This window comes from Streptomyces sp. NPDC059248 (genome assembly GCF_042753905.1).
Taxonomy (GTDB): Bacteria; Actinomycetota; Actinomycetes; order Streptomycetales; family Streptomycetaceae; genus Streptomyces.
On the sequence record NZ_JBHYZV010000010.1, the window covers coordinates 24,787 to 47,978 of the forward strand.

The window sequence follows — 23,192 nt, forward strand, 5'->3', positions numbered from 1 at the left end:
GCGGGCCCGCTGCGTACGGCTCGATACGTACGGCTCGATACGTACTCGGTCAGGGCGTGAGGCCCGTGCCCGCGCTCCACAGCCGGCCGACACCGCTGCCCGCCGTCTCCTGCCAGACGGCGGTCGTCCGGCCCTCGGGCCCGCCGACGACATGGCCCTGAGCCACCCCGGCGGGCTGCGGGGTCAGGGTGAACGGTGTGGTCCACGCGCCCTGGGCCCGCCCGGCGTAGTGGACGGTCTGCGGGGAGCCGTTCGGCGCCTGCTGCGTCCACAGCACATGCGCGGTGCCGTCGGGGCCGATCTCCGCGTCGTACTCCTCGCGGGGATAGCCGGTGGACAGGGTGTACGGCGCCGACCAGGCACCGGTGACGGGGGAACGGGTCACGGTGTGGAGGCCGAAGGCGTTGTCCCGGTAGCCGTGCCAGACCAGGGTGATCTCGCCGTTCGGGCCGACGAGCGGCTTGCTGAGGCCCGCGTACTCGACACCCACCGCCTGCTCCGCCGCGCCCCACTGGGTGCTGCCCGCGGGACGGATCGCGATGTCCAGGGAGTCGTTCGTCCAGGTGCCCGTGGGGTTGCTCTTCCAGGAGACGACGGCCGAGCCGTCGGGCGCGAGGGTCGCCTCCGGACCCCAGGCGTCCACCGTCGGGGCGGACAGGGCACGCGGCGCGGTCCAGGCAGCGGCCCCGGCGGTACGGTCCACCGCGATCGCCGACGCGCCGTCGGCCCGGTTCTCCCCCCAGACGACCGTGGCGGTGCCGTCGGGCGCGAGCAGCGCCTCCGGGCCGCCTTCCAGAAGCTCAGCGGGCGTGTTGTCGAGCCTGGTCGGCGCCGACCAGGCGGCGCCGGTGCTCGCGCGCTCGACGACGTAGATATAGGTGGCGCGGTCCTCGTAGCGGGACCAGGCCGTGAGGGCCCTGCCGCCCGCGCCCACGGCCGTCGACGCGTCGATGTGGTTCACCCCGGACGCGATGTCGACGGGCGCCGAGAACGCCGTCCCGCCGGGGGCGAGCGTGGCCGTACGGATCGTGTTCAGCGCGGCCCGGTTGACCCAGGTGAGAGTGAGGGACCCGTCGGGACCCGGCACCAGCTCGACACTCTCCAGACCGGTCGGCAGGTTGTCGACGACCGTCGGCGCGCCCCAGGCGGCGCTGCCCGCGGGCCGGATCGCGACCTGGAGGTCCATCCGGTTCGTCCCGGGGGTCTCGCGGTAGGTGACCGCGACGACGTCACCGGTCCCGGTGGTCCGGACGTCCACGACGCTGACGACGTCGGTCGCGGTCGCCGAGAGGCTGACCGGCGTCGACCAGGGTCCGGTGACCCCGGCGGAAGCCGGTCCTCCGACGAGGAGGGTGGGGGCGAGGACGGCCCCGACGAGACCGGCGCGGGCGGTCCACCGGCGCCGGGCCGGCAGCGCGCGGGAAGGGGCGGTGGCGGTGCTGTCCTGCGGCTGAACCTGCTGTCTCAAGGAAGCCTCCGGCTCGTCGCTGCGCACGGGGAAGCCGTGGCCGCCGACGGCCACGGCCTGTTGAAGGTCGACATATCGCCATCCCCGTGCGATCGCCGGGAAGCTATCACCGCCCGGATATCACCGCAGGACAAAGAGCGCGTACGAGACATGACGCCGCGTGATCGGATCCGTACGGCAAGAAATAAGACCTGGTGACCGGAAACGATCCACCCCGAAGCCCCACCCCGAAAGTGACCCCGAAAGGGACCTCGAAAGGGACCCCGACCCGGGCCGCGCCCGCGCCCGTTGAGCCGCACGGCGGTTCCCCCCTCCGCCCGCCCCCGGGCAGAATCCTCCCCACAGGGACGGCGGTACGGGCGGGGCACGGTCTGCGGGCCGCACGCCCCGATGACCGAGGAGCGGTATGGACATCGGAGTGTTCCTCCCCATCGGCAACAACGGCTGGCTCATCTCGAAGAGCTCTCCGCAGTACATGCCGACCTTCGAACTGAACAGGACCGTCGTCCGGCGGGCCGAGGAGCACGGCCTGGACTTCGCGCTGTCGATGATCAAACTCAAGGGCTTCGGCGGCGAGACGGAGTTCTGGGACCACTGCCTCGAATCGTTCACCCTGACGGCGGCGCTGGCCGCCGTCACGGAACGGATCAAGCTGTACGCCTCCGTGCCCGTCCTCGCGCTGCCCCCGGCGATCGCCGCCCGGATGGCGGTGACCGTCGACGCGATCGCCCCCGGCCGGGCGGGGGTCAATATCGTCAGCGGCTGGGCGCCCGCCGAATACGCCCAGATGGGCTTGTGGCCCGGGGACGAGCACTTCGCGAACCGCTACGGGCGGTCCGCCGAATACGTCACCGTGCTACGGCAGTTGTGGAAAGACGGCGTCAGCGACTTCGAGGGCGACTTCTACCGCATGGACGGCTGCGTCCTGTCGCCCCGCCCCGCGAACGGGCATATCGACGTCCTCGCCGCGGGACAGAGCCGTACGGGAATGAGATTCGCCGCCGAGTACGCCGACGGGAACTTCGTCCTGGGCAGCGGGGTCAACACCCCGCTCGCGCTCGCCGAATCCACCACCGTGCTCGCCGACGAGGCGCGGACGGCCGGCCGCGACGTCGGCGCGTACGCCCTCTTCATGGTCATCGCGGACGAGACCGACGCCGCCGCGCGGGCCAAGTGGCAGGACTACCACGACCACGCCGACCTCTCCGCCCTCGGCTATCTGACGGACCAGACGGCGCGGGACAAGGACGCCGACGCGACCTCGACCGCGAAGACGGTGGTGCTGCCCGAAGGGGCCGTGAACTTCAATATGGGCACGCTCGTCGGCTCCTACGAGACCGTGGCGGGACTGCTCGACCAACTCGACGAGGTCGACGGGGTCAAGGGGATCATCCTGGTATTCGACGAGTTCATCGAGGGCATCGAGAACTTCGGCACCCGCATCCAGCCCCTGATGAAGTCCCGCGCCCCGGTGACGGGCAACCGGTAGCGGGCGAGCAACAGGTAGCGCGCGACCATCACCCGAACACGAGCCCTTCAGGGGGCGTCAACAGTGCGTGCACCGGGTCCCTCGGCCGGGGGATCCCGATGGCGTAAGGGTCGGCCTAGGGTCCCACTCGCCGGTGAGAACTCGACGCCGTACGCGCTCTTTCACCCTTGAGGAGTCAGATATGTCCGTTCGTAACACCTGGCTGGCCGGTTTCGGAATGTCCGCGGCGGTGGCCGCCCTGGTGGCCGTTCCGGCCGCGTCGCCCGCCGGGGCCGCGATGAGCGAGCAGGCGGCACCCCCGCAGCTTCGCCAGCTCTCCCTCCGGCTGGCCCACAACGCCGGCCAGCTCGCCGAGGTGCAGGGGGCATCCGTCGACAACGGTGCCGGGATCGTCCAGGCGGCCGCCTCCTTCAGCGGCAGCGCCCGCTGGACGGCCGAGGACATGGGCGGCGGCTATGTCCGCTTCGCCAATGTGAACAGCGGCAAGTGCCTGGAGGTGAAGTTCGGGGACACCGCGGACGACGCCGAGGTCGACCAGTGGACCTGTGACACCGGCAACCACCAGCAGTGGCGGTTCGTCGCCAAGGGCATCGGCTATCAGCTGGTGGCCCGGCACAGCGGCAAGTGTCTCAATGTCGGCAGCGGTGTGGGCGAGGGCAACCGCCTGGTCCAGTGGCCCTGTTCGAGCCAGGGCTGGGACAACGACCTCTGGCTGCCGGCCTGGGAGCCGGCCACCGTCTGAGCCGTCGCCTCTGATCCATCGGCTCTGATCCGTCGGCTCTGATCCGTCGGCCGGTCACAGCTCCAGCAGCGTCCGCGCGTTCCCCTCCAGGATCGCCGCCGACTGGTCGGGCGGCAGCCCGGCGTGCTCGATGTACGCCACCGCCGTACGGAAGACGTCACCGGCCTCGTACGGGAAGTCCGTCCCCAGCACGATCCGGTCCGCGCCGAACGACTCCACGGCCGCCCGCAGCGCCGGTACGTGACCGTGCCCGACACTGTCGTACCAGAGCCTGCGCGCGGCGGCGGACGGCTTCTCGGGGGTGTCGGGCGACTCCCAGCCGACCTGGTTGTCGGCGCGCTGGAGCAGCATCGGCAGCGCGCCGCCCAGGTGGGACGCGAGGATCCGCAGCCGGGGGTAGCGGCTCGGGACGCCCGCCAGGATCAGCTGCATGATCGCCGTGGTGTCCTCGATCGGCGCCCCGATCGACCAGGTCAGCCGGTGTTCGGAGATGAGCGGGGTACCGGCGCCGAGGCCCGCCGGGTGGATGTAGAGGACCGTTCCCCGGCGGTCGAGTTCGGCGAGTACCGGCGCGAAGGCGGGGTCGGTGAGCGGCTGTCCGAGTACGGATGTGGTGACGCAGGCACCCACCATGCCCAGTTCATCCAGCGCGCGGGCGAGTTCGGCGAGCGCGAGATCGGTATGGGGCAGGGGCAGGGACGCGAAGGCGAGAAAGCGGTCGGGCCACCGCCGTACCGCCTCCGCGTACTGGTCGTTGACGTACCGCGCCGCGTACAGCGCCCGCTCCGGATCGGCGAAGTGCGGCGACTGGGGCGGGGCGGAGAGCACCTGCGCGCCGACCCCGGCGGAGTCCATCAGCGCGAACCGCGCCTCGATCTCGTGGTCGGCGAGCCCGGCGCCGGTGCCGCGCTGGGTCGCGGTGTCGGTCTTCCCGTAGCCGTCGAGCAGATCGAGATACTCGTCGGTCCAGACATGCGCGTGTACGTCGATCCTCATCGCGGACTCCTCACGCTCCCCGGCCTCCCAGTGTGGGAGCGGCCCGGCCCCGCCACCCGCCCCATTAGTCCGAACGGGTGAACGATGGCCCGGGGTGACGGTGGCGCCGGTCGCCCCCGGACGTACACGGGCCTTACGAACGCCTGTCATATGAACGGCCGAACGGCCTTCTTACGTCCCCGCTCGGTACGTTCGACGGCATGGCAGTGATCGCGTTCCTCTTCGCGGACGGTGTCCCGGGCCATCACCTGGGGGTGGCGCCGATGGTCTTCACCACGGCCGGGCGCACCGTCCGCACCGCGGCGTACGAGGTACGGATCGCGTCGGCCGACGGTTCCGTCACCACCGGCGATCCGGCGCTCGCCCTGTCCACACCGTGGCGGCTCGACGCGCTCGACGGCCTCGGGCCCGCCGACACCGTCTTCCTCGCCGGCCACGACGGCTACCGCGAGCCGCCGCCGTCCGCCGCCGCCGAAGCGCTGCGCGGCTGTACCGAACGCGGCTGCCGGATGGCCGCGATCGGTACGGGGACGTTCACGCTCGCCGCCCTCGGTCTGCTCGACGGCCGCCGCGCCACCACGTCCTGGCCGCACACCCGTGAACTCATCCGCCGCCACCCGCGGGTGACCGTCGTGGCATCCGGCGACCCGGCGACCGTCGACGGCCCCTTCCACACGGCGGCCGGGATCTTCGGCGGTGTCGACCTCGCCGTCGACCTGGTGGAACGGGACCACGGGGAGCGGGTCGCGGCGGCCGTCGCCCGGCGGATCGTGATGCCGTTGTACGACCAGACGACCGACGAGACGGCCGACCGGACGACGGCGGACGCGGCCGACCCCGACCGCGAGCACGCGGCGGCGACGACGCTCGCGCCCACCCTGGAGTGGCTGACCGGCCGGCTCCACCACCCGCTGACCCTCGCCGATATCGCCGCCCACGCCCGGGTCAGCCCCAGCACCCTCAACCGCCGTTTCCGGGCCCAGACGGGTCTCTCCCCGCTCCAGTACCTGCTACGGGCCCGGCTCCACGAGGCCCGGCTCCTGCTGGAGAGCACCGCGACCCCGATCGAGAGCATCGCCCACCGCACGGGCTTCGGCTCCGGCGCCAACCTCCGCCACCACTTCCTGCGCCTCACGGGCACCGGCCCGCGCGCCTACCGCGCGGCGTCCCGCGTCCTGACGGCGACGCTGGCCAAGAGCGCGGAGTAGCAGCGGCCGGGGCGCCGACCCGGGGCCTTGCGGCACTCCACCCGTTCACCATGCCGCCGCAGCGCGTCCCCGGGCCCCCCGGCTTCTAGGCTCGCCCGATATGGAGCGCGTCCGTCCGGGTCCGCGTCGAACCGGGGCGGATCTCAGCCGGTGGCGACGGCGTTCGTACGTGTTCGCGGTCTGGTACCTCCGTATCGTCGCGTTCCTCGACCTCCTCAGCGCCGTATGGATCTCCCTCGGGAACGACATCAGACGCCACGGCGACGATGAACTCTTCACGCCCTATCTGGTGACCCCCGGGTTCTTCACCGGCGCGTTCGCCCTCTTTCTCGCGGTCACCATGCGGCGGCGCAAAAGGGCCGCGTGGCTGCTCAATCTCGCGCTGAGCGGCCTGGCGCTGGTACTGAGCGCCGTGGCCCTGGCCGTGCCCGCGTACCGCCAGCACCCCAGGACCTGGGTGGCCGCCCTGGTGACGGCGCTCTTCGTCGCGGCCCTGCTCATCGGACGGCGCGAGTTCTACGCCAAGGGCGACCGGGCCAACCCGAGGCTGGCGGCGGCCATCGGCGTGGGCGGGCTCGTGGTGGGATCGCTGCTCGCCGCCGCCATGGTCACGGCGACCAACACCGACCCCGACGCCGGACGCTCCGACTTCCTGGAGCGCTGGCACTACGGAACGCTCCGCATGCTGTCGCTGGCCTACGACGACATCCACTTCGAGGGCATCGCCACCCCGGGCTGGGCCGGGGTGCTCATCAATCTGATGAGTACGGCGCTGATCCTGCTGGTCCTGTACGCGGCGTTCCGGTCCCGCCGGGCCGTCGACCCGCTCACCGAGGACGACGAGGAGCGGCTGCGCGGCCTGCTGGAGCGGCACGGCCAACGGGACTCCCTCGGCTACTTCGCGCTGCGCCGCGACAAGAGCGTCGTCTGGTCGCCGACGGAGAAGTCCGCCGTCACCTATCGCGTGGTCGGCGGGGTGTCCCTGGCGTCCGGCGATCCGATCGGGGACCCGGAGGCCTGGCCGGGGGCGATCGACCGCTGGCTGGCCCAGGCGCGCGAGCACGGCTGGATCCCCTCCGTGATCGGGGCGAGTGAGGAGGGCGGCACCGTCTACGCCCGGCACGGGCTCAACGCCCTGGAACTGGGCGACGAGGCGATCGTCGACATCGGCGAGTTCACCCTTGAGGGGCGCGCCATACGGAGTGTCCGCCAGGCACACCACCGGGTCGAACGCGCCGGGTACACCGTCGACGTCACCCGTCACGAGGATCTGTCGCCGGACGAGATCGCCCGGCTGACCGACCTGGCCGACGACTGGCGCGGCGAGACCACCGAACGCGGCTTCTCCATGGCGCTCGGCCGGGTCGGCGATCCCGCGGACGGCCGTTGCGCGATGCTGGTCTGCCATGACGCCGCCGGCCGGCCGCGCGCGCTGCTGAGCTTCGTCCCCTGGGGCACGGACGGGCTCTCCCTGGATCTGATGCGGCGGGACCGTGACGCCGACAACGGCCTCTTCGAGTTCATGGTGCTGGAGCTGATCGGGCGCGCCGGAGACCTCGGTATCCGCCGGCTGTCGCTGAACTTCGCGATGTTCCGCGCGGTCTTCGAACGCGGCTCCCGGCTCGGCGCCGGGCCGGTCCTGCGGCTGTGGCGGGCCCTGCTGACCTTCTGCTCCCGCTGGTGGCAGATCGAGTCGCTGTACCGCGCCAACGCCAAGTACCGGCCCATCTGGGAACCGCGTTTCCTGTTGTACGACCAGAGCACCGACCTGCTGCGGATCGGCGTGGCGAGCGCCCGCGCCGAAGGCTTCCTGGAGGCGCCCCGACTGCGTGGGCGGCTCCACCGCGGATATCCGGACACCCCCCGTTGAACCGGGCGGTCGCGGTCGTCCGGCGGGAGTGGGCATCGCTGTACGGGCCCGTACGGGCCGCCCTCGTGGCCCGGGGGTGGCGGGCGATCCCGCTGACGCTCGTCTCGACGGGCCTGATCGTGCTCTTCCAGACCCTCCACAGTCGGAGCTGGGGCCGGGGCTTCGTCCAGGACATCGGGTTCGTCCGGGCCGAGGACCCGCTGTGGCTCGCCCTGGTCCGCACCCCGGCGTCCCTCTTCGTGCCCGCGCTCAGCCTGCCGGCATGGGGTTCGGTGGCCCAGGTGCTGCTGGTGTTCGGGGTCGCGGAGATCGTGCTGGGCAGGCCGCGCACCGTGCTCGCCGCCTATGTCTGCACCCTCGCGGGGACGCTGTACGCGCGGCTCGGCATCGCCATCGGCCCCGGTGGCGCGCTCGGGCTGCCGGCCTCGTACCAGCAGATCGTCGACACCGGTCCCTCGGCGTCGGTCGTGGGGCTCGCGCTGTGTGTCTGTGTGAGCCGGAGGGCGTGGTTCACCGCGGTGCTGCTGGTGGCGGCGGTCGTCGCCGAAGTGATCGTCAAGGCCAATCTGGCGGGCAAGGAGCATCTCGTGGCGATCGTGACGGCGGCGGCGCTCTGCGCGCTCGCGGCCCTGTGGCGCCGACGCCCGTCCGCCGGTGGTGACGGGGATGGGGGCGGGGATGGGGACGGGGGCGGTGGTGCGGACCGGTCCGGAGTGACTCCGGCGGGGAACTGAATCCCGTCCGGGCCGGGGGCCACGGGCCGGGTCCCCGCCCGGACCCTGTTCGGACCCGCCCGGAGTCCGCCCGGGCCCCGTTCGGAGCAAGTTCCCGCAGTGCCGGGGTGCCCCGGGCGGGGACCGGGAAAGGGAGAGGAGGGAGAGGGGAGTCAGCGGGACGCCGTGGAGTGACGGCACGTCCTGATCCCACCGGAGCAAGGGTGTGTACGCATGCCGACGCCGTCCGCACCCGGGGCGCCGCCGAAGCCGGGTCTTCGGCGGGACATCGGCCTGATCGGCCTGACCTGGACCTCCGTAGGATCCATCATCGGCTCCGGCTGGCTGTTCGGAGCGCTCTTCGCCGCGCAGGTCGCGGGGACCGCAGCCCTCGTCTCCTGGGTGATCGGGGCCCTGGCGATCACCGTGCTGGCGTTCGTCCACGCGGAGCTTGGCGCCATGTATCCGGTCGCGGGCGGCACCGCGCGTTTCCCGCACTACGCCTTCGGTACCGTGGCCGGGGCCTCCTTCGGCTGGTTCTCCTGGCTCCAGGCCGCCGCCACGGCCCCGATCGAGGTCATGGCGTCGCTGAACTACCTCAGTGTCCACGCCGACTGGGTACAGACCGGCGAGAACCGGCTGACCGCCGCCGGATACGGGCTGGCCGTCGCCTTCATGGCCTTTTTCGTCCTCGTGAACTTCTTCGGTATCCGCTGGCTGGCCCACACCAACAGCCTGGCCACCTGGTGGAAGATCGCCATCCCCGTACTCACCGTCGCCGTACTGGCGGCGACCACGTTCCACGGAGACAACTTCGGCCACCAGGGCTTCGCCCCGTTCGGCGTCGAGGGCGTGCTCTCCGCCATCAGCACCGGCGGAATCATCTTCGCGCTCCTCGGCTTCGAACAGGCGGATCAGCTGGCGGGGGAGAGCCGCAACCCGGCACGGGACATCCCCCGGGCGGTGATCGGCTCGATCGTCGGCGGCTCCCTCCTCTATCTGGCGCTCCAGGTCGTCTTCATCGGGGCCCTGCCACCCGGCTCCTTCGCCCACGGCTGGGCCGATCTGTCCTTCACCGACAAGGCGGGGCCGTTCGCCGGGCTCGCCCTCTCCGCCGGACTCGGCTGGCTCGCCGCGTTGATCTACATCGACGCGGTCGTCTCCCCGACCGGCACGGGACTGATCTACACGACCGCCGCGTCCAGGGTGTCGTACGGCCTCTCCCGCAACGGCTACGTCCCCGCGGTCTTCGAACGGACCACCCGGCGCGGGGTCCCCTGGTTCGGGCTGCTCTTCGCCTTCGTGGTCGGGCTGATCCTCTTCCTGCCGTTCCCCACCTGGCAGAAGCTGGTCGGCTTCGTCACCTCCGCCAGTGTGCTGATGTACGCGGGCGCGCCGCTCGCGCTCGGCTGCCTGCGCAGACAGGACCCGGAGCGGCACCGCCCGTACCGGCTCCCGGCCGGACTGTTCTGGGCCCCCGTCGCCTTCGTCGTCTCCAACCTGATCATCTACTGGGCGGGCTGGGACACCCTGTGGCGGCTCGGTCTGGCGATCGTGCTCGGCTATCTGCTGCTGGGCGCGTCGGCGCTGCTCCGGCTGAACCCGCACGCCCTGCGCCCCGACTGGCGGTCCGCGCAGTGGCTGCCGGTCTATCTGGGCGGAATGGGCCTGATCTCCTGGCAGGGCGGCTACTGCAGCGGCGGGCCCGCCTCGTCGGTGCCGTGCGGCGCCACCGGAGCCCTGCCCCTGTGGTGGGACATGGCCGTCATCGCCGCATTCAGTCTGCTCGTCTATTTCTGGGCGCAGTCCGTCCGCCTCCCCGCCGAGGAGGCCAGGGAATACATCGGCTCGGTCGACGTCGACGTACCGACCGGCTCCTGACCCGGGACCGGCCGGTATCGCGCACCGTCACTCACCCATGCGCGCCGATGACCCGGCCATACGCACCGCGGAGTGATATGTATCGGATAGGCATACACGCGCATAAGGGAATCCGGCGCACCAGTCGCAAGGAATTTCCTGATGATCGACGGCCGATCGGTTACTCCAGAGGAATCGTGTCCGGTGACTACTCTGCACATCTCCGTCGTGGTGCCCTGCTACAACGAATCCGAGGTCATCGAAGCCTTTCACGCCGCGCTGCTCTCCGCCATCGAGGTCACCCAGCAGACGTTCGAGGTGTGCTACGTGGACGACGGCAGCAGCGACGGCACCCGCTCCCTGCTCAGAGGTCTCTCCGACGTCGACCCGCGTATCCGCTATACCGCCTTCAGCCGTAATTTCGGCAAGGAAGCCGCCCTGCTCGCCGGTCTGCGGATGGCCCGGGGGAGCGCCGTCGTCATGATGGACGCCGACCTCCAGCATCCGCCGGCGCTCCTCCCCCGGATGTTCGAACTGCACCGGCAGGGCTTCGACCAGGTGGTCGCCCAGCGCGACCGGGCTGGTGAGGGCGTCGTCCGGTCCGCCCTCAGCCGCGCCTACTACCGGCTCGTACGCCACTGCATGGACGTCGAAGTGGTCGACGGGGCAGGCGACTTCAGGCTGCTGTCGCGCCGGGCGGTGGAGAGCGTGCTGGCGCTGCCCGAGAGCAACCGTTTCTCCAAGGGGATCTTCTCCTGGATCGGTTTCGACACCGTCAGCTTCACCTACCGGAATTGCCGGCGGGCCGCCGGGGCGTCGAAATGGGGCAGCAGACGACTGCTGAACTACGGCATCGACGGACTCATCTCCTTCAACAGCCGTCCGCTGCGCCTCGCCATCTACACCGGTCTCTGGGTCGTCCTCTCCGCCGTCGTCTACGCACTGTGGACCCTGGGAAAAGTCGCCCTGTACGGAGCCTCGGTCCCCGGCTACGCGACACTGCTGACCGCCGTCATCGCGCTCGGCGGCATCCAGCTGGTGACGCTCGGCATCATCGGCGAATACGTGGGGCGTATCTACCACGAGACAAAGAGCCGTCCGCATTATGTGATCCGCGAGACGGACGACCTCCGGGGGACGGCATCCCCCGAGAAGCACCCACCGGATACACCGGGACGGACACCGGGACCGGCATCCGAACCAGCACCCGGGCCGCTTCCCGAACCGGCTCCCGGACCGGCTCTCGAACCGGCTCTCGGGATCCTCCGGGTTCCCCGGATTTCGGAACGCACCCGGCGGCTGGCCCGCCAATTCCTCCTCTTCATCGCGATCGGCTTCGTCAACACAGCCGTCTATCTGGCCGTGTATACGTCACTGAACCGGTGGATCCCCTATCTGGCGGCGCATGTGCTGGGGTACGCGGTGAGCCTGTCGGGGTCGTTCCTCCTCAACTCGTACATCACCCTGCGGACCAGACCGACCTGGCGCGCGTTCGTCCGCTACCCCCTGTCGGGCGCCGTCGGTCTCGTGGCCGCGGGCGGACTCCTCTACCTCGCCGTCGACCATGTGGGCATGGAGGAGGACATCGCCGCCCTGGCCGCGGGAGTCCTCGTCACCCCGTTGTCCTTCCTGGTCGCCCGGTGGGCCATCACCTCCGGGGCCACGGCGAATCGTTGAAAGGCAGCACCACGCATGGTCGTCGACAGTTCCGGAACAGCCGGTCATCGGCGGACGGACCGGGCCGGGAAGCCACCGCGACAACGCCTCGCGCGCTCCGGCCGGCCGTGGACGGACCACTGGGCCCTGATCTGTTCATCGGTGCCCCTCGGTCTGCTCGCCGCGGCCATGTGGTTCGGGCGCTGGGTCCGCCCCGGCGGCGACGACTGGTGCTTTCTGCCCGTGGTCCGCGACGGCGGCCTCACCGGAATGCTCGAACAGTTCTACGTCCAGGACAACGGCCGGGTCGCCAACGCCCTGCTCGTCTGGTCCTACGCGACGTTCGGTGTACCGGGGCACCAGTGGTTCGGGCTGGTCAGCGGCCTGGTGATCCTGACCGCCTGCTGGGCCGTGACCGCGGCGGCGGTACGCGCGGCCGGGGTGACCGTGCCACGGGGCGTGCCGCTCCTGGTGGCCTCCATGGTGACGGTCCTCTTCCTCTTCGCCTCCCCCAATACGTACAAGACGTTCTACTGGCCCGCGGCCTCCGTCTCGCACACCCTGGCACCCGTGCTGGCCGCCGCGGCGGTGATCCCGCTGCTCCGGGCGCGGTCCCGGGCGGCGAAGACCGCCGCCCTGGTCACCGCCTTCCTGACCGGCGTCTTCATCGGCACCCTCTCGGAGGAGACCTCCGTCGTCGTCCTGGTCGTCCTGGCCGCCGTACTGCTGCTCGGCCGCCGGATCGTCACCGGATCGCGATGGGGCCACGTAAGGCTCTGGTGCCTCCTGGGAATCGCCGGAACGGTGATCGGCACCCTGGTCCTCGTCACGTCCCCGGGCTCACGCAACCGGCGGGAGAGCCGCGACACGGGACTGGCGTCCATGTTCGCCCCGGATTCCCTGATCGGCGCCGCGAAGGGCTTCACCCGGATCCTCGGGACCCTCCTCACCACCTGGCCCTACGCGGGAGCCGTCGCGGCCGGAATCCTGCTGGGCGCGCTCGCCACGAGGGCAGGCGCCACGACGGCGGGCGGCACAGGGGCGGGCGGCACGACGGCGGGCGGCACAGGGGCGGGCGGACGCACCGCGCCCCTGACGGGACACCTATCCCTGCTGGGCGCCGGCGTCCTGACGTTCCTCACCGCCGGCTACCTCTGCGTGCTCGCCGCCTATCCCGTCTTCGGCCCCGGCGTGGTCCTCTCCACCCGGCTGTGGAACGACTTCCTCTTCCTCTACATCGTGCTGCTCCTCGGCGCCGGCGTACTCGTCGGACACCGGCTGCGACGGCGTACACGGCGCACCGCGCCGACCCTGGTGGCCGGTACGGCCGTCTGCGGCCTGGTGTGCCTCGCCCTCGCCCTCCCCCTCGGCCGGCTCGAAGACACCATGCAGGTAAGGGCCGGGAACTGGGACCGGCAGGACCGGTGGCTCCGCACCGAGGCACAGAACGGCGCCCGCGTACTGCCCTACCGCCCCATGTACATCAGCAAGATGACGGAGCCCTTCGGCGGCGGCGGGCGGCGGCCCTGGCCGAGTGTCTGCGTCGCGGACTACTACCGAGTGGACCGGGTGACCCAGGCCCACAAGTACCCCTGGCAGTAACCACCCCGGGGCCCGGACCTCGAACGGTCCGGGCCCCGGGGAGCCGGGCCCCGAGGGCCCACCGTCACCCCCGGTAGCCGCTCCCCGCGGGGACCGGGGGCTCCGGGGCGTACTCCGGGGCGACCCGCGCCGGACGGCGACCCGTGGGCCACCACATCGCGCGCCCCAGCAGCACCGCCAGCGCCGGGACGAGGACGAGCGCCAGGACGAGCGCGGAGAGCAGGATCCCGAACGCCGTGGAGAACCCGACCTCCTGCGTCGCCGGGCTGGCCGCCAGGCTGCCGAAGGAGCCCGCGAGGACCAGGCCCGCCGTGGTGATCGCGGGCGCGGTGTGGCGTACGGCGTCCGCGACGGCCCGGCGCACCGGCACCGGCTTCGCCATCTCCTCCCGGATCCGGTCACCGATCAGGATGTTGTAGTCCGTGCCGAGCGCCACCACGAACAGGAACAGCACCAGCGGCAGGGTGAACATCACCCCCGGCCGGTCCAGCACGTTCTGGAAGAGCAGGGTCGCCGCGCCCAGCGTGGCCGCGAACCCGAGCCCGACCGCGACCAGCAGCACGATCGGCGCGACCACGGACCGCAGCAGCACCAGCAGGATCAGCGCGATCAGCCCGGCCGCGATCGGGAACACCAGCCGCAGATCCTTCTCCACGGCCTTCGAGATATCGGCGTACACCGCGGCCGTGCCGGTGATGTGCGCGTCCGTACCGTCCGGCCGGTGCTCGGCGATCGCGGCCCGTACCGGCCCCGACACCAGCTCACGCGCCTCCGGGGTGTCCGAACCCACCTTCAGTACGACTCCGATGCTCGCCGCGTCGCGGTCCGCGTCGAACCGCGCGGGCAGCACCTGCCCCACGCCATCGGTCCGCTTCAGCGCGTCGCCGAGCGCGACCACCGCCCGCTCGTCGAGGAGCTTGTCGCCGCGTACGTACACGGTGTGCGGGTCGACCGCCCCTGCGGGCATGCTCCGCGCGATCTCCTCGGCCACCGCGACCGCGTCGGTACGGTCCTGCTCCGGCAGGTCGTAGCTCATCTTCACACCCAGCGCGCCCGCCGAGAGCAGCCCCAGCAGCGCCAGGCTCCCGAAGACGTACCGTACGGGCCGGTTCGCGACCGCGTCCCCGAGCCGGGCGGCGAACCCGCCGCGCCGCTCCCGCTTCCACGCCCGCGACGGCCAGAACATGGCCCGGCCGGTGACGGCGAGGATCGCGGGCATCAGCGTCAGGCTGGCCAGCAGCATCACCAGCACGGAGACCGCGATCGCCGGGCCCAGCACCCGGAACTGTCCGAAGCTGGCGATACCGAGCGTCGCGAACGCGGCGACGATCGTCAGCCCGGCCGATGTGATGGCGCTGCCCACCTTCGCCGCCGTCGCCGCGGCCGCCTCCCGGGCGCTCACCCCGGGCCGGGCCCGCAGCTCCTCCCGGAACCGGAACAGCAGGAACAGGAAGTAGTCGATCCCGATACCGAGCAGGACGACGGTGATCAGGGACGGTACGGACGCGTCGAGCCGGATGTCGAACAGCTCCGCGAACCCGGCGACCGCGCCCGACGCGACCCCGCCGACGAGGACGCACGCGATCAGCGGCAGCAGGGCGGCGAGCGGACTGCGGAAGACGAGCACGTTCAGCAGCACGATCAGACCGATCGTCGCCGTGTGGATGATCTTCTCGCGGTCCGCGCCGGCTTCGAGGGAGTCGACGGACGAGGCGATCCCGCCGGTGAACCCGGCCCGCATCCCCGCCTCGGCGAACTCGGCGCGGGTGTCGTCGCGAAGGTCCTTGTAGACGTCCTGGAGCCCGGGGTCGTTCATATTGCCGGTGAGGGAGAGGCTCAGCAGCTGGAACGTCCCGTCGGGCGCGGTGGTCCCGACCGCCAGCCGCGGCTTCTGCGAGTGGTCCTCCATCAGCGGCATCTCGGGCTTCGCCGCCTCGATCCGCCGGTCGGCGACGACCCGGACGACCTCGGCGATCCGCTCCCGGTCGGCGGCGGTCAGCTTCTTGTCGTCGGTACGGGAGACGAGCACGGTCGCCGCGTTGCCGTCCGGCTTGGCGCCGAACTCCTCCTCGGCGACGCGCAGCGCCGCGGCGGAGTCGTACCCCTTGGGCAGGAAGTCACCGGCCTGCGAGTCGGTGGCCTTGTACATCAGGGACTGGCCGACGACGCTCAGGACGAGGCCGAGGAGCACCCAGACGCCGATCGTCAGCCAGCGGTGACGCGTGGCGAATGAAGTGACACTACGGATCATGGTCTTCTGCGGCCTCTTCCGGAGACGGGGGTGGGGGAACGTCTCCAGCACATCAATCCGGGCCCCGGCCGGGCATCGTGCGCGGGAAGGGACACCGTTCGGGACCGGGGTACGGGGCGGGGCGCGGGCAGTACCGGAGTACCGGCCGGGAATCCGCCGGGGTGGTGAGAGGCGCGTACGGCGGCCGTGATCGGATGGTGGGGACGCGCGGGAGGTGCGGTGATGGCCGGTGACGGCGGCGGGAACACGGGCGCCGGTACGCGTAGGACCGGCGGCGGGAACGGTTACCCGGGTACGCGGACGACCGGCCGCGGGGACGCAGACCCCGGTACGCGGACGACCGGTGGCGGGGACCCCAGTACGCGGACGACCGGCCGCGCGTCCCGGCTGCGGAGCTGGTACGCCCGCCACGGCGCCCGCCGGGGCCTGGCGTCCGACACCCTCTCCTGGCTCCGCAACGACGTCCTGCTCCTCGCCGTCGCGGCGCTCGACCTGACCGACTACCTCGCATCCGCCGAGCACGAGGGACGCCGGATGCTCCCGGGCGGCGCCGCCCTCGTCGTCCTCACGGTCCTGCTGCTCCTCCCCCGCCGCGGCTCACCGCTCCGCACCTTCACGGCCCTGGCCGTCGCCCAGACCGCGGCGGGCCTCTTCGTCCCGACGTACCACGGCCTGGGCGCCGCCATGATGCTGGCGCTCTACGGCGTCGCCAGGACCGTGGACCGGGCGACCCTGGTCTGGGCCTGCGCCCTCGCCCTGAGCACGAACGCGCTGCGCGCCCTCGCCTCCGACTCGCCCGCCGAGCTCGTCCTCTCCGACGTGGTCGCCATCGCGTTCGTCGTGCTCGTGGCCGGCTGGGTCCGGCGCTGGCGGCGGCAGACCGAACTCACCCGCAGACTGCTCGCCGAACGCGCCGTCGCCGACGAGCGGCGCAGGATCGCGCGGGAGCTGCACGATGTGGTGGCCCACCACATCACCACCGTCTATCTGCTGTCCGGCGGGGCGCGGACGATGCTCGACCACGATGTGGCGGCGTCCCGGGAGGCGCTGCTGACGCTGGAGTCGTCGGCGCGTTCGGCGCTCGGGGAGATGCGGGAGCTGCTGGGCGTGCTCCGCAGCGACGAAGGCCCCGACGAGCCGGGTGGCGCCGCGCCGTCGGAGCCGCAGCCGGGGGCCGCCGACATCGCCGGTCTCGTCGCGGGCTCGGCGGCGGCCGGGCTCCCCGCCCGGCTCTCCGTCACCGGCGGCCCGCCGCCCGCCCCCGTACCGGCGACGACGGGTCTGACGCTGTACCGGATCGTGCAGGAGGCGCTGACCAACGCGCGCAAGCACGCGGGGGACGGCGCGCGGGCCGAGGTCAGGCTGGCGTACCGGCCCGGGGAGGTGGCGGTGGAGATCACCGACGACGGCCGGGGTCCGCGCCCCCGGCGGACGGCGTCGCCCCTGGCCGGCGGCGGGTACGGTCTGCTGGGAATGCGGGAGCGCGTCGCCGTGCACGGCGGGACCTTCGAGGCGGGCGCGCGGCGGGCCGGCGGCTTCCGAGTGGCGGCGACGGTACCGCTGCCGCCGTCGTGACCGGGCCCGCCGCCCCTGCCCCCCACCTACCGAGGAGCGACTCCCCGATGACCCCCCTGCCTCCCTTGGCCCCCCTGACCGTCCTGATCGCCGACGACCAGCCGCTGGTACGTACCGGTCTGGCGCTGATCCTGCGGGCGGCGGCGGGCATCGAGGTGATCGGGGAGGCCGGGAACGGCGAGGAGGCCGTCGCCGAGGCCCGCCGCCTGGGCCCGGACGTGGTCCTGATGGACATCCGGATGCCCGTACTCGACGGCGTCGGCGCCACGGAACGCGTCGTCGCCGAGGTGCCGGGCTGCCGGGTGCTGGCGCTGAGCACCTTCGACATGGACGAGTACGTGATCCGCGCCCTGCGCGCCGGGGCGTCCGGCTTCCTCCCCAAGGACGTCTCACCGGAGGAGCTGGCCGCCGCCCTGCGTACCGTCCACACCGGTGACGCGGTGGTCGCGCCCCGCCTCCTCACCCGGCTGATCGGCGCCTTCGTCACCGCCCCGCCCCTGACGGCGGACCTGACCGGCCTCACCCCGCGCGAGCTGGAGATCCTCCGGCTGATCGCGTCGGGCCTCGACAACGCGGAGATCGCGGCGTCCCTGGCGATCGGCGTCCAGACGGTGAAGAACCACATTACGAACGTCTTCGCCAAACTGGGGGTACGGGACCGGGCGCAGGCCGTCATCGCGGCCTACGAGTCCGGCCTGGTCCGGGCCCGTCACACCCCCTGAATCGTCAGACGGCGGCGCAGGGGCACTCGCGGTACTCGAGCCCCAGCTCCCGGTCGACGGGAACGCTGGTCCGGGTCGCGGCGGCCGTCACCGCCTCCCAGGAGCCGTACTTGGCGTACAGCTGATCGGCGGTCGGGCCCAGCGGGTTGCCGTACTTCGCGATGTTCCGCTCCTCCAGCCGCCGGACCTCCTCGGGGCTCATCCCGGCCCGGGTGATCTCCTTGGCGTCGTTGCGGAGCTGCACCATCCGCCGGGCGATCTCCTCCTCCGACGCCCCGGCGGCCCGCAGCTCGCACTCCTCGCGGTCCATCGCCATCAGCAGCCCGTGGTACGCCCTCCGGATATCGCGGGACTTCTCGCGCTCCTCCGGGGTCTTCGCCCGGATCTGACAGACCACCGGCTCCGGGCTGTCGCAGGGCCCGGTGCTCGGCGGCTCCTGCGACACGGGCGCGACGACGACCGACCCGCAGGCCCCGGTGGAGGGCGCGCAGACGGCGGCGTGGGCGGCCCCCGCGCCGGGGAGGAGGACGGCCTGCGCGGCGAGGAGGGCGGCGACGGCGACACCCCGCGCGAGCCCGCGAGAACGCCGATGACGTCGGTTACGGATACTGATCATGGACCGCATCCTGGGCCCGCAGGCCGGGCGTGCGGGCCCGTAACACCCGGGATTCCCCCGTCCGTATGACGCCCCGCCCCTGAAAAACGGGGCGCGTCCCTCACCGCCCCCTCTATACGGTCGGGCGCATGGCTGACGAGATCTTCGAGGACCCGCGACTGGCCTCCCTCTACGACCCGCTCCACTCCGACCGGGACGACCTGGACGCCTATCTCGCCATGGTGGCCGAGTTCGGGGCGCGCCGGGTACTGGACATCGGCTGCGGTACGGGGGTGTTCGCCCTGCTGCTCGCGGACCGCGGGATCGACGTCACCGGGGTCGACCCGGCAGGCGCGTCGATCGATGTGGCGCGCGGGAAGCCGGGCGGGGACCGGGTGCGCTGGATCCACGGCGACGCGACCGCCGTCCCCGTGTCGCCGCCGCCGGGGTTCGACCTGGCGACGATGACGGCGAACGCGGCCCAGCAGATCACCGACGACCCCGGCTGGGCCGCCACCCTCCGCGCCGCCCGAGCCGCCCTGCGCCCGGGCGGCCGTTTCGTCTTCGAGACCCGCGACCCGGCGCGCCGGGCCTGGGAGGCGTGGAACCGTACGGAGTCGTACGAGGTCGTATCGGTACCCGGGGTCGGGGAGATCGAGAGCTGGTACGACGTCCTGGACGTCACCGAACCGCTGGTGACGTTCCGTCAGACCCTGATCTTCCGCGCCTCGGGCGACGTACTGACCTCGGACTCCACCCTCCGCTTCCGCTCGCGCGACGAACTGGCCGCGGACCTCGCGGCGGCGGGCTTCCCCGGCCACGAGATCCGGGACGCCCCGGACCGGCCGGGCCGTGAGTTCGTCGTGGTCGCGGAGCGCCCGAGGTGACGCCCGGGGTGACGCCCGGAGCGACGTCCGGGGTGACATAGCCCACAGAACGCGGAAGCGCTTGCCGACTTCGCCTCTCACCGTGTGCCGCAAATGACGTATACCGTCTACTGACCCGCCGTATGGTATGGACCAGTTGCCCGCATTGCTCGACAGCATGTTCGCAGCTCAGAACAGTCAAGTCCGGGATTCACCGGAATTAACCCCACGTCAAATGCCGAACCGGCCAAGGATTGACGTCCCGCTTTGCGTTCGCCGACGCCGCTCGGGGTCGGGTTCCGGATTCGGAAGCCGGTAAGCTCTTCCCAACATCTTCTTCAAGGCCAACAGGCCGGTCGACGCACTCGATCGGGGCCGATCGGGCTCCCTGGCCGAGAGGAAGGTGCTGCGTTATGGGCGATCCGCCGAAGGGCGGAGAACGTACCAACCGGAAGTTCGTCAAGAAGGTCGCCGTCTGGCTGACGCTTCAGGCACTCGGTGCCTGGCTGCGGCGTCAGCTCTTCGACAACCATCTCTGACGCGCAAAAGGCCCCCTGTTGACGCAGAGGGCCCTTTCCGGGAGGTCACTCCCACACGCAGGCCCTGTGCCCCCGCCAACGGAATCGCGAACCGTGGAGGTGCAGGGCCTCTTTCTTCACCTGTACACGTGGACCGTAAGTCCTGAACCGTGCGGTCGGCGGCTCCTAACATCGCGTGTTTCAACGAGCGCATCCACCAGTTCTGCCACTAAAAGAAGCGACAGACCAGGTCATGCTCCCGGTAAATGCGCCGAAGTCGGGCCCGCCTGCTCGGAATGGTACCCCTAAAACGGTCCTGCTGACGAGAAAGAGCAGGTAAATGGCACGGGGCCTCAGCGATTTCAATCCGGCGGCACTGCGTATGTACCGAACGAACCTGTACCGGGATTCGGCGCGTGGACCGATGACGGCGGAGGCGCTCGCCCGGGCGGTCGGGGCGACGAAACCGCAGATCCTCGCCTACGAGAACGGGCACCGAGTGCCTGATCCGCCCCGGGTGCGGGCGCTCGCCCAAGCCCTGCGGGTCCATCCGTGGCAGTTGATGAACTTCGGGTCGAGGGACGCCTGGACCCTCGCCGATCTGCGCCGCGCCGCCGGACTGCGCGCCCGGGACGTCGTCGGCATCCTGGAGGTGTCGCCCAAGAACTACCGCAGGTTCGAGACGGAGGGCATCGTGCCCAGCCGCCGCCCCCGGTTCGTGGACGACGTCGCCACCGCCATGGGGATGCCCCGGCGGGCGGTCGAGCGCGCCATGGACCGGACACCGGCCGTACAGCTCCGCCGGACACGGGCCTTCGAGCTGGTCGTCGCCATGGCGGAACGCTACGTACCCCTGCCGGGACAGTGGCGCGGCCCCGCCCTCACGGACCCCAACCTGATCGAGCTGGCGACCGCCTACGGCCGGCCGCCGCAGCGCATACGCCGCGTCCTCACCTACGAGTTGGGCGAGCTGCGGCAGAAACTGGTGCGCGCCCAGCGGGAGCGGGTCATAGCCGACTACGACACGGACCGGAAGCGCCAGGCCGGGGCCCAGCTCGCCCTCGACCGGTGGAACGAGATGTACAACCGCAGCCTGTACCGCATCCCGGGCCGTCTCGAACGGTTCCACCGCTCCGCCCAGCCGTCGGACGTCTGGCAGCTCCTGGTCGACCTCGTCAACACCGATGCCACGGTCCGCTCCGAGACCGGCGTCTGGGCCGTCACCGGGCTGCTGCACCGGGATCCCCGGGTACTGCCGCCGCATCTCGTCGAACAGTCCACCGTGGACGACATCCCCGTCTGCCGGTTGTCGTCGTCGGGCGCGAACCACGTGGGCGCCTTCGCCGGGCTGTACGCGGCCCTCTATCCGGGGGTCCGCCGCCCGTCGCGGTCCGGAGTCCGCTCCACCGCCCAGCTCCCCGTCCCCGGCCCGGACACCTTCACCCTCCCCGGCCGCCCCGAACGTCTCGCCGTACCCCAGCCGGCGCTGGAGACGGCCCGCGCGGTGGCGACGAGCACCAAAGGAGTCATCTCCGTGCCCCTGAGCAACCGTTACGTCCTCATGGTGGGCAAGCGCTCCCTGTCGTCCCTCGGCAGCGACGACCTCCACGCCGCCGAAACTCCCGATTGACGACCGGGCCGCGCCGGTAGAGTCACCGCACGCCGACCACCCCGGGGAACACCACCACCATGACGATCACGCTCACCACCCCGACGCCCGACGCCCTGCACCGTGCCGTGACCACCCTCCGGGAGTGGCAGCACGACGAGTCCCCGACCCAACTCCACCCCGGCGACCTGGGCTGGTACTGGCGTACGGGCACGGAGGCCACGGCCGCGGCGGTCAGAATCTGGACCAGCTCCGGCCGCGTCCTCGCCATCGGTCTCCTGGACGGCCCCGACCTGTTCCGCCTGACGACGGCCCCGGACGCGTACCAGGACGGGGAGCTGGCCCGCCGCTTGGTGGACGACATCACCACCCCGGCGCGCGGAGTACTCCCCCCGGGCCGGGTGAACGTCGAGACCCCCGAGGGCACGCTGGTCCGCGAGTCGCTGTCCGAGGCGGGCTGGCCCCTGGACGACCCGTGGACCCCCCTGATCCGCGACCTCACACCCCCGGTCCCGGCCCCGGACCCGGAGCTACGGATCGTGACCGTCGGCCCCGACCTGGCGGAGGCGTTCACCACCACCCACCGCGCGGCCTTCCGGGGCTCGCCGTTCACCACCGACCGCTGGCACGCGATGGCGACGGGCTCCCCGTTCACCGAGGCCCGCTGCCTCCTCGCGTACGACACCGGGGACGAGCCGGTCGCCGTGGTGACGGTCTGGTCGGCGGGCCCGTCCCGCCCCGGCCTGCTCGAACCGATGGGAGTCCACCACGCCCACCGCCGCCGGGGTTACGGCGAGGCGATCAGCGTCGCGGCGGCGGCGGCACTCCGCGACCTGGGCGCGTCGAGCGCCCTGGTCTGCACCCCGACCGCGAACGTCGCGGCGGTCGCCACCTACAAGTCGGCCGGCTACCGGGAACGCCCCGAGATCCGGGACCACTACCGGCCCGTGTGACAGGGGGCTGCCGAGGTCGCGGGCGATGTCATACGCGGCCGTCCGCAGCCACCCCGAGATAGCTCAGCTCGTCGGGCACGGGACCCGGGAATGCCGCACCGGCGTGCTGTGGGCAGGCGTATCGGACGGCTCCGGCGTGGGAGTCGATCTCGACAGCGGCCGGAGATTTCCGTCCGCAGACGATGCAGGGGGCGCTGGTCGGGGGTGGCACTGCCTGGATCAGGCTGTCGCGGTTCATCGGCGGAGCAGTCCGGGTGGGAGGGGCAGGTAGGTGCCCGGGGGCAGGACGTAGAGCTTGCGGCGGGATCGGGTGGCTTGTTCGCGGGCGTGGAGGATGGCCTGGGCCTGTTCTTTGGTGGGGCTGGTCCAGGGTGTGCGCCAGGGGTCGGGGCGGGTGAGGTGTTCGGCGGTGTGGCGTCCGGGCTCGGTCCGAGGCGGCGCCAGAAACCGCAGGGCGCGTTCGAGCAGGCGGACGATAAGGTCGCGCATGGTCGTTCAG

19 protein-coding genes are annotated in these 23,192 nt (G+C 71.7%); 14 read left to right on the plus strand and 5 right to left on the minus strand.

Features of this window, described 5'->3' with window-relative positions; genetic code table 11:
• Window positions 1-49: 49 nt before the first annotated feature.
• Window positions 50-1,468 carry a hypothetical protein gene (locus ACFXG1_RS06475; protein WP_384741412.1) on the minus strand — a complete coding sequence of 473 codons (1,419 nt, stop codon included), beginning with the start codon at window positions 1,466-1,468 and terminating at the stop codon, window positions 50-52.
• 406 nt (window positions 1,469-1,874) lie between these two features.
• Here ACFXG1_RS06475 and rutA point away from each other — a divergent pair, with 406 nt between their 5' ends.
• On the plus strand, window positions 1,875-2,957 hold the full coding sequence (gene rutA, locus ACFXG1_RS06480) for a pyrimidine utilization protein A (protein ID WP_384707002.1): 1,083 nt from the start codon (window positions 1,875-1,877) through the stop codon (window positions 2,955-2,957).
• Between the two features lie 181 nt (window positions 2,958-3,138).
• Window positions 3,139-3,699 (plus strand): RICIN domain-containing protein, encoded by a 561-nt coding sequence (locus ACFXG1_RS06485; RefSeq protein WP_384707005.1) that lies wholly within the window; start codon window positions 3,139-3,141, stop codon window positions 3,697-3,699.
• 54 nt (window positions 3,700-3,753) lie between these two features.
• On the opposite strand, the gene ACFXG1_RS06490 is transcribed toward ACFXG1_RS06485, so the two are convergent.
• On the minus strand, window positions 3,754-4,695 hold the full coding sequence (locus ACFXG1_RS06490; RefSeq protein WP_384707008.1) for an amidohydrolase family protein: 942 nt from the start codon (window positions 4,693-4,695) through the stop codon (window positions 3,754-3,756).
• A gap of 200 nt (window positions 4,696-4,895) precedes the next feature.
• Between ACFXG1_RS06490 and ACFXG1_RS06495 the strand changes: the two genes are divergently transcribed.
• From ACFXG1_RS06495 to ACFXG1_RS06520, 6 genes are all read left to right on the plus strand, one after another.
• Window positions 4,896-5,903: a GlxA family transcriptional regulator gene (locus tag ACFXG1_RS06495; RefSeq protein ID WP_384707011.1), complete on the plus strand. Its 1,008-nt coding sequence runs from the start codon at window positions 4,896-4,898 to the stop codon at window positions 5,901-5,903.
• 100 nt (window positions 5,904-6,003) lie between these two features.
• Window positions 6,004-7,773 carry a phosphatidylglycerol lysyltransferase domain-containing protein gene (locus ACFXG1_RS06500; protein WP_384707015.1) on the plus strand — a complete coding sequence of 590 codons (1,770 nt, stop codon included), beginning with the start codon at window positions 6,004-6,006 and terminating at the stop codon, window positions 7,771-7,773.
• A complete protein-coding gene (locus tag ACFXG1_RS06505; protein ID WP_384707019.1) occupies window positions 7,770-8,507 on the plus strand; it encodes a hypothetical protein in 738 nt (245 codons plus the stop codon). Before ACFXG1_RS06500 ends, ACFXG1_RS06505 begins: the two co-directional genes overlap by 4 nt.
• Window positions 8,508-8,720: 213 nt before the next feature.
• Entirely contained in the window at window positions 8,721-10,367 is a 1,647-nt protein-coding gene (locus ACFXG1_RS06510) for an APC family permease (RefSeq protein ID WP_384707022.1), read from the plus strand.
• Window positions 10,368-10,550: 183 nt separating this feature from the next.
• Complete coding sequence (locus ACFXG1_RS06515; RefSeq protein WP_384707025.1) at window positions 10,551-12,023, plus strand: glycosyltransferase; 1,473 nt, start codon at window positions 10,551-10,553, stop codon at window positions 12,021-12,023.
• A 15-nt stretch (window positions 12,024-12,038) separates the two neighbouring features.
• Window positions 12,039-13,604, plus strand: a complete 1,566-nt coding sequence (locus ACFXG1_RS06520; protein WP_384707028.1) for a DUF6056 family protein — start codon at window positions 12,039-12,041, stop codon at window positions 13,602-13,604.
• Window positions 13,605-13,668: 64 nt separating this feature from the next.
• On the opposite strand, the gene ACFXG1_RS06525 is transcribed toward ACFXG1_RS06520, so the two are convergent.
• Complete coding sequence (locus tag ACFXG1_RS06525) at window positions 13,669-15,855, minus strand: MMPL family transporter (RefSeq protein WP_384707031.1); 2,187 nt, start codon at window positions 15,853-15,855, stop codon at window positions 13,669-13,671.
• 222 nt (window positions 15,856-16,077) lie between these two features.
• On the opposite strand from ACFXG1_RS06525, the gene ACFXG1_RS06530 reads away from it, so the two are divergent.
• Both ACFXG1_RS06530 and ACFXG1_RS06535 read left to right on the plus strand, forming a co-directional pair.
• The gene (locus tag ACFXG1_RS06530) at window positions 16,078-17,430 is read left to right on the plus strand and encodes a sensor histidine kinase (protein ID WP_384707034.1); all 1,353 of its coding nucleotides are present in this window, start codon (window positions 16,078-16,080) and stop codon (window positions 17,428-17,430) included.
• 47 nt (window positions 17,431-17,477) lie between these two features.
• Entirely contained in the window at window positions 17,478-18,152 is a 675-nt protein-coding gene (locus tag ACFXG1_RS06535; protein ID WP_384707036.1) for a response regulator, read from the plus strand.
• A 4-nt stretch (window positions 18,153-18,156) separates the two neighbouring features.
• Here ACFXG1_RS06535 and ACFXG1_RS06540 read toward each other — a convergent pair whose 3' ends face one another.
• On the minus strand, window positions 18,157-18,768 hold the full coding sequence (locus tag ACFXG1_RS06540) for a hypothetical protein (RefSeq protein WP_384707039.1): 612 nt from the start codon (window positions 18,766-18,768) through the stop codon (window positions 18,157-18,159).
• Window positions 18,769-18,896: 128 nt separating this feature from the next.
• Between ACFXG1_RS06540 and ACFXG1_RS06545 the strand changes: the two genes are divergently transcribed.
• The 4 genes from ACFXG1_RS06545 to ACFXG1_RS06560 all read left to right on the plus strand — a co-directional run bounded on the left by ACFXG1_RS06545 (window position 18,897) and on the right by ACFXG1_RS06560 (window position 22,693).
• Window positions 18,897-19,634: a class I SAM-dependent methyltransferase gene (locus ACFXG1_RS06545; protein WP_384741417.1), complete on the plus strand. Its 738-nt coding sequence runs from the start codon at window positions 18,897-18,899 to the stop codon at window positions 19,632-19,634.
• Window positions 19,635-20,026: 392 nt separating this feature from the next.
• On the plus strand, window positions 20,027-20,152 hold the full coding sequence (locus tag ACFXG1_RS06550) for a hypothetical protein (protein ID WP_384707042.1): 126 nt from the start codon (window positions 20,027-20,029) through the stop codon (window positions 20,150-20,152).
• A 361-nt stretch (window positions 20,153-20,513) separates the two neighbouring features.
• Window positions 20,514-21,761 (plus strand): helix-turn-helix transcriptional regulator, encoded by a 1,248-nt coding sequence (locus tag ACFXG1_RS06555; RefSeq protein WP_384707183.1) that lies wholly within the window; start codon window positions 20,514-20,516, stop codon window positions 21,759-21,761.
• Between the two features lie 59 nt (window positions 21,762-21,820).
• Window positions 21,821-22,693 (plus strand): GNAT family N-acetyltransferase, encoded by an 873-nt coding sequence (locus tag ACFXG1_RS06560; RefSeq protein ID WP_384707045.1) that lies wholly within the window; start codon window positions 21,821-21,823, stop codon window positions 22,691-22,693.
• A gap of 234 nt (window positions 22,694-22,927) precedes the next feature.
• Here ACFXG1_RS06560 and ACFXG1_RS06565 read toward each other — a convergent pair whose 3' ends face one another.
• Window positions 22,928-23,182, minus strand: coding sequence for a hypothetical protein (locus tag ACFXG1_RS06565; RefSeq protein WP_384707048.1), 255 nt, complete (start codon window positions 23,180-23,182; stop codon window positions 22,928-22,930).
• Between the last annotated feature and the right edge of the window lie 10 nt (window positions 23,183-23,192).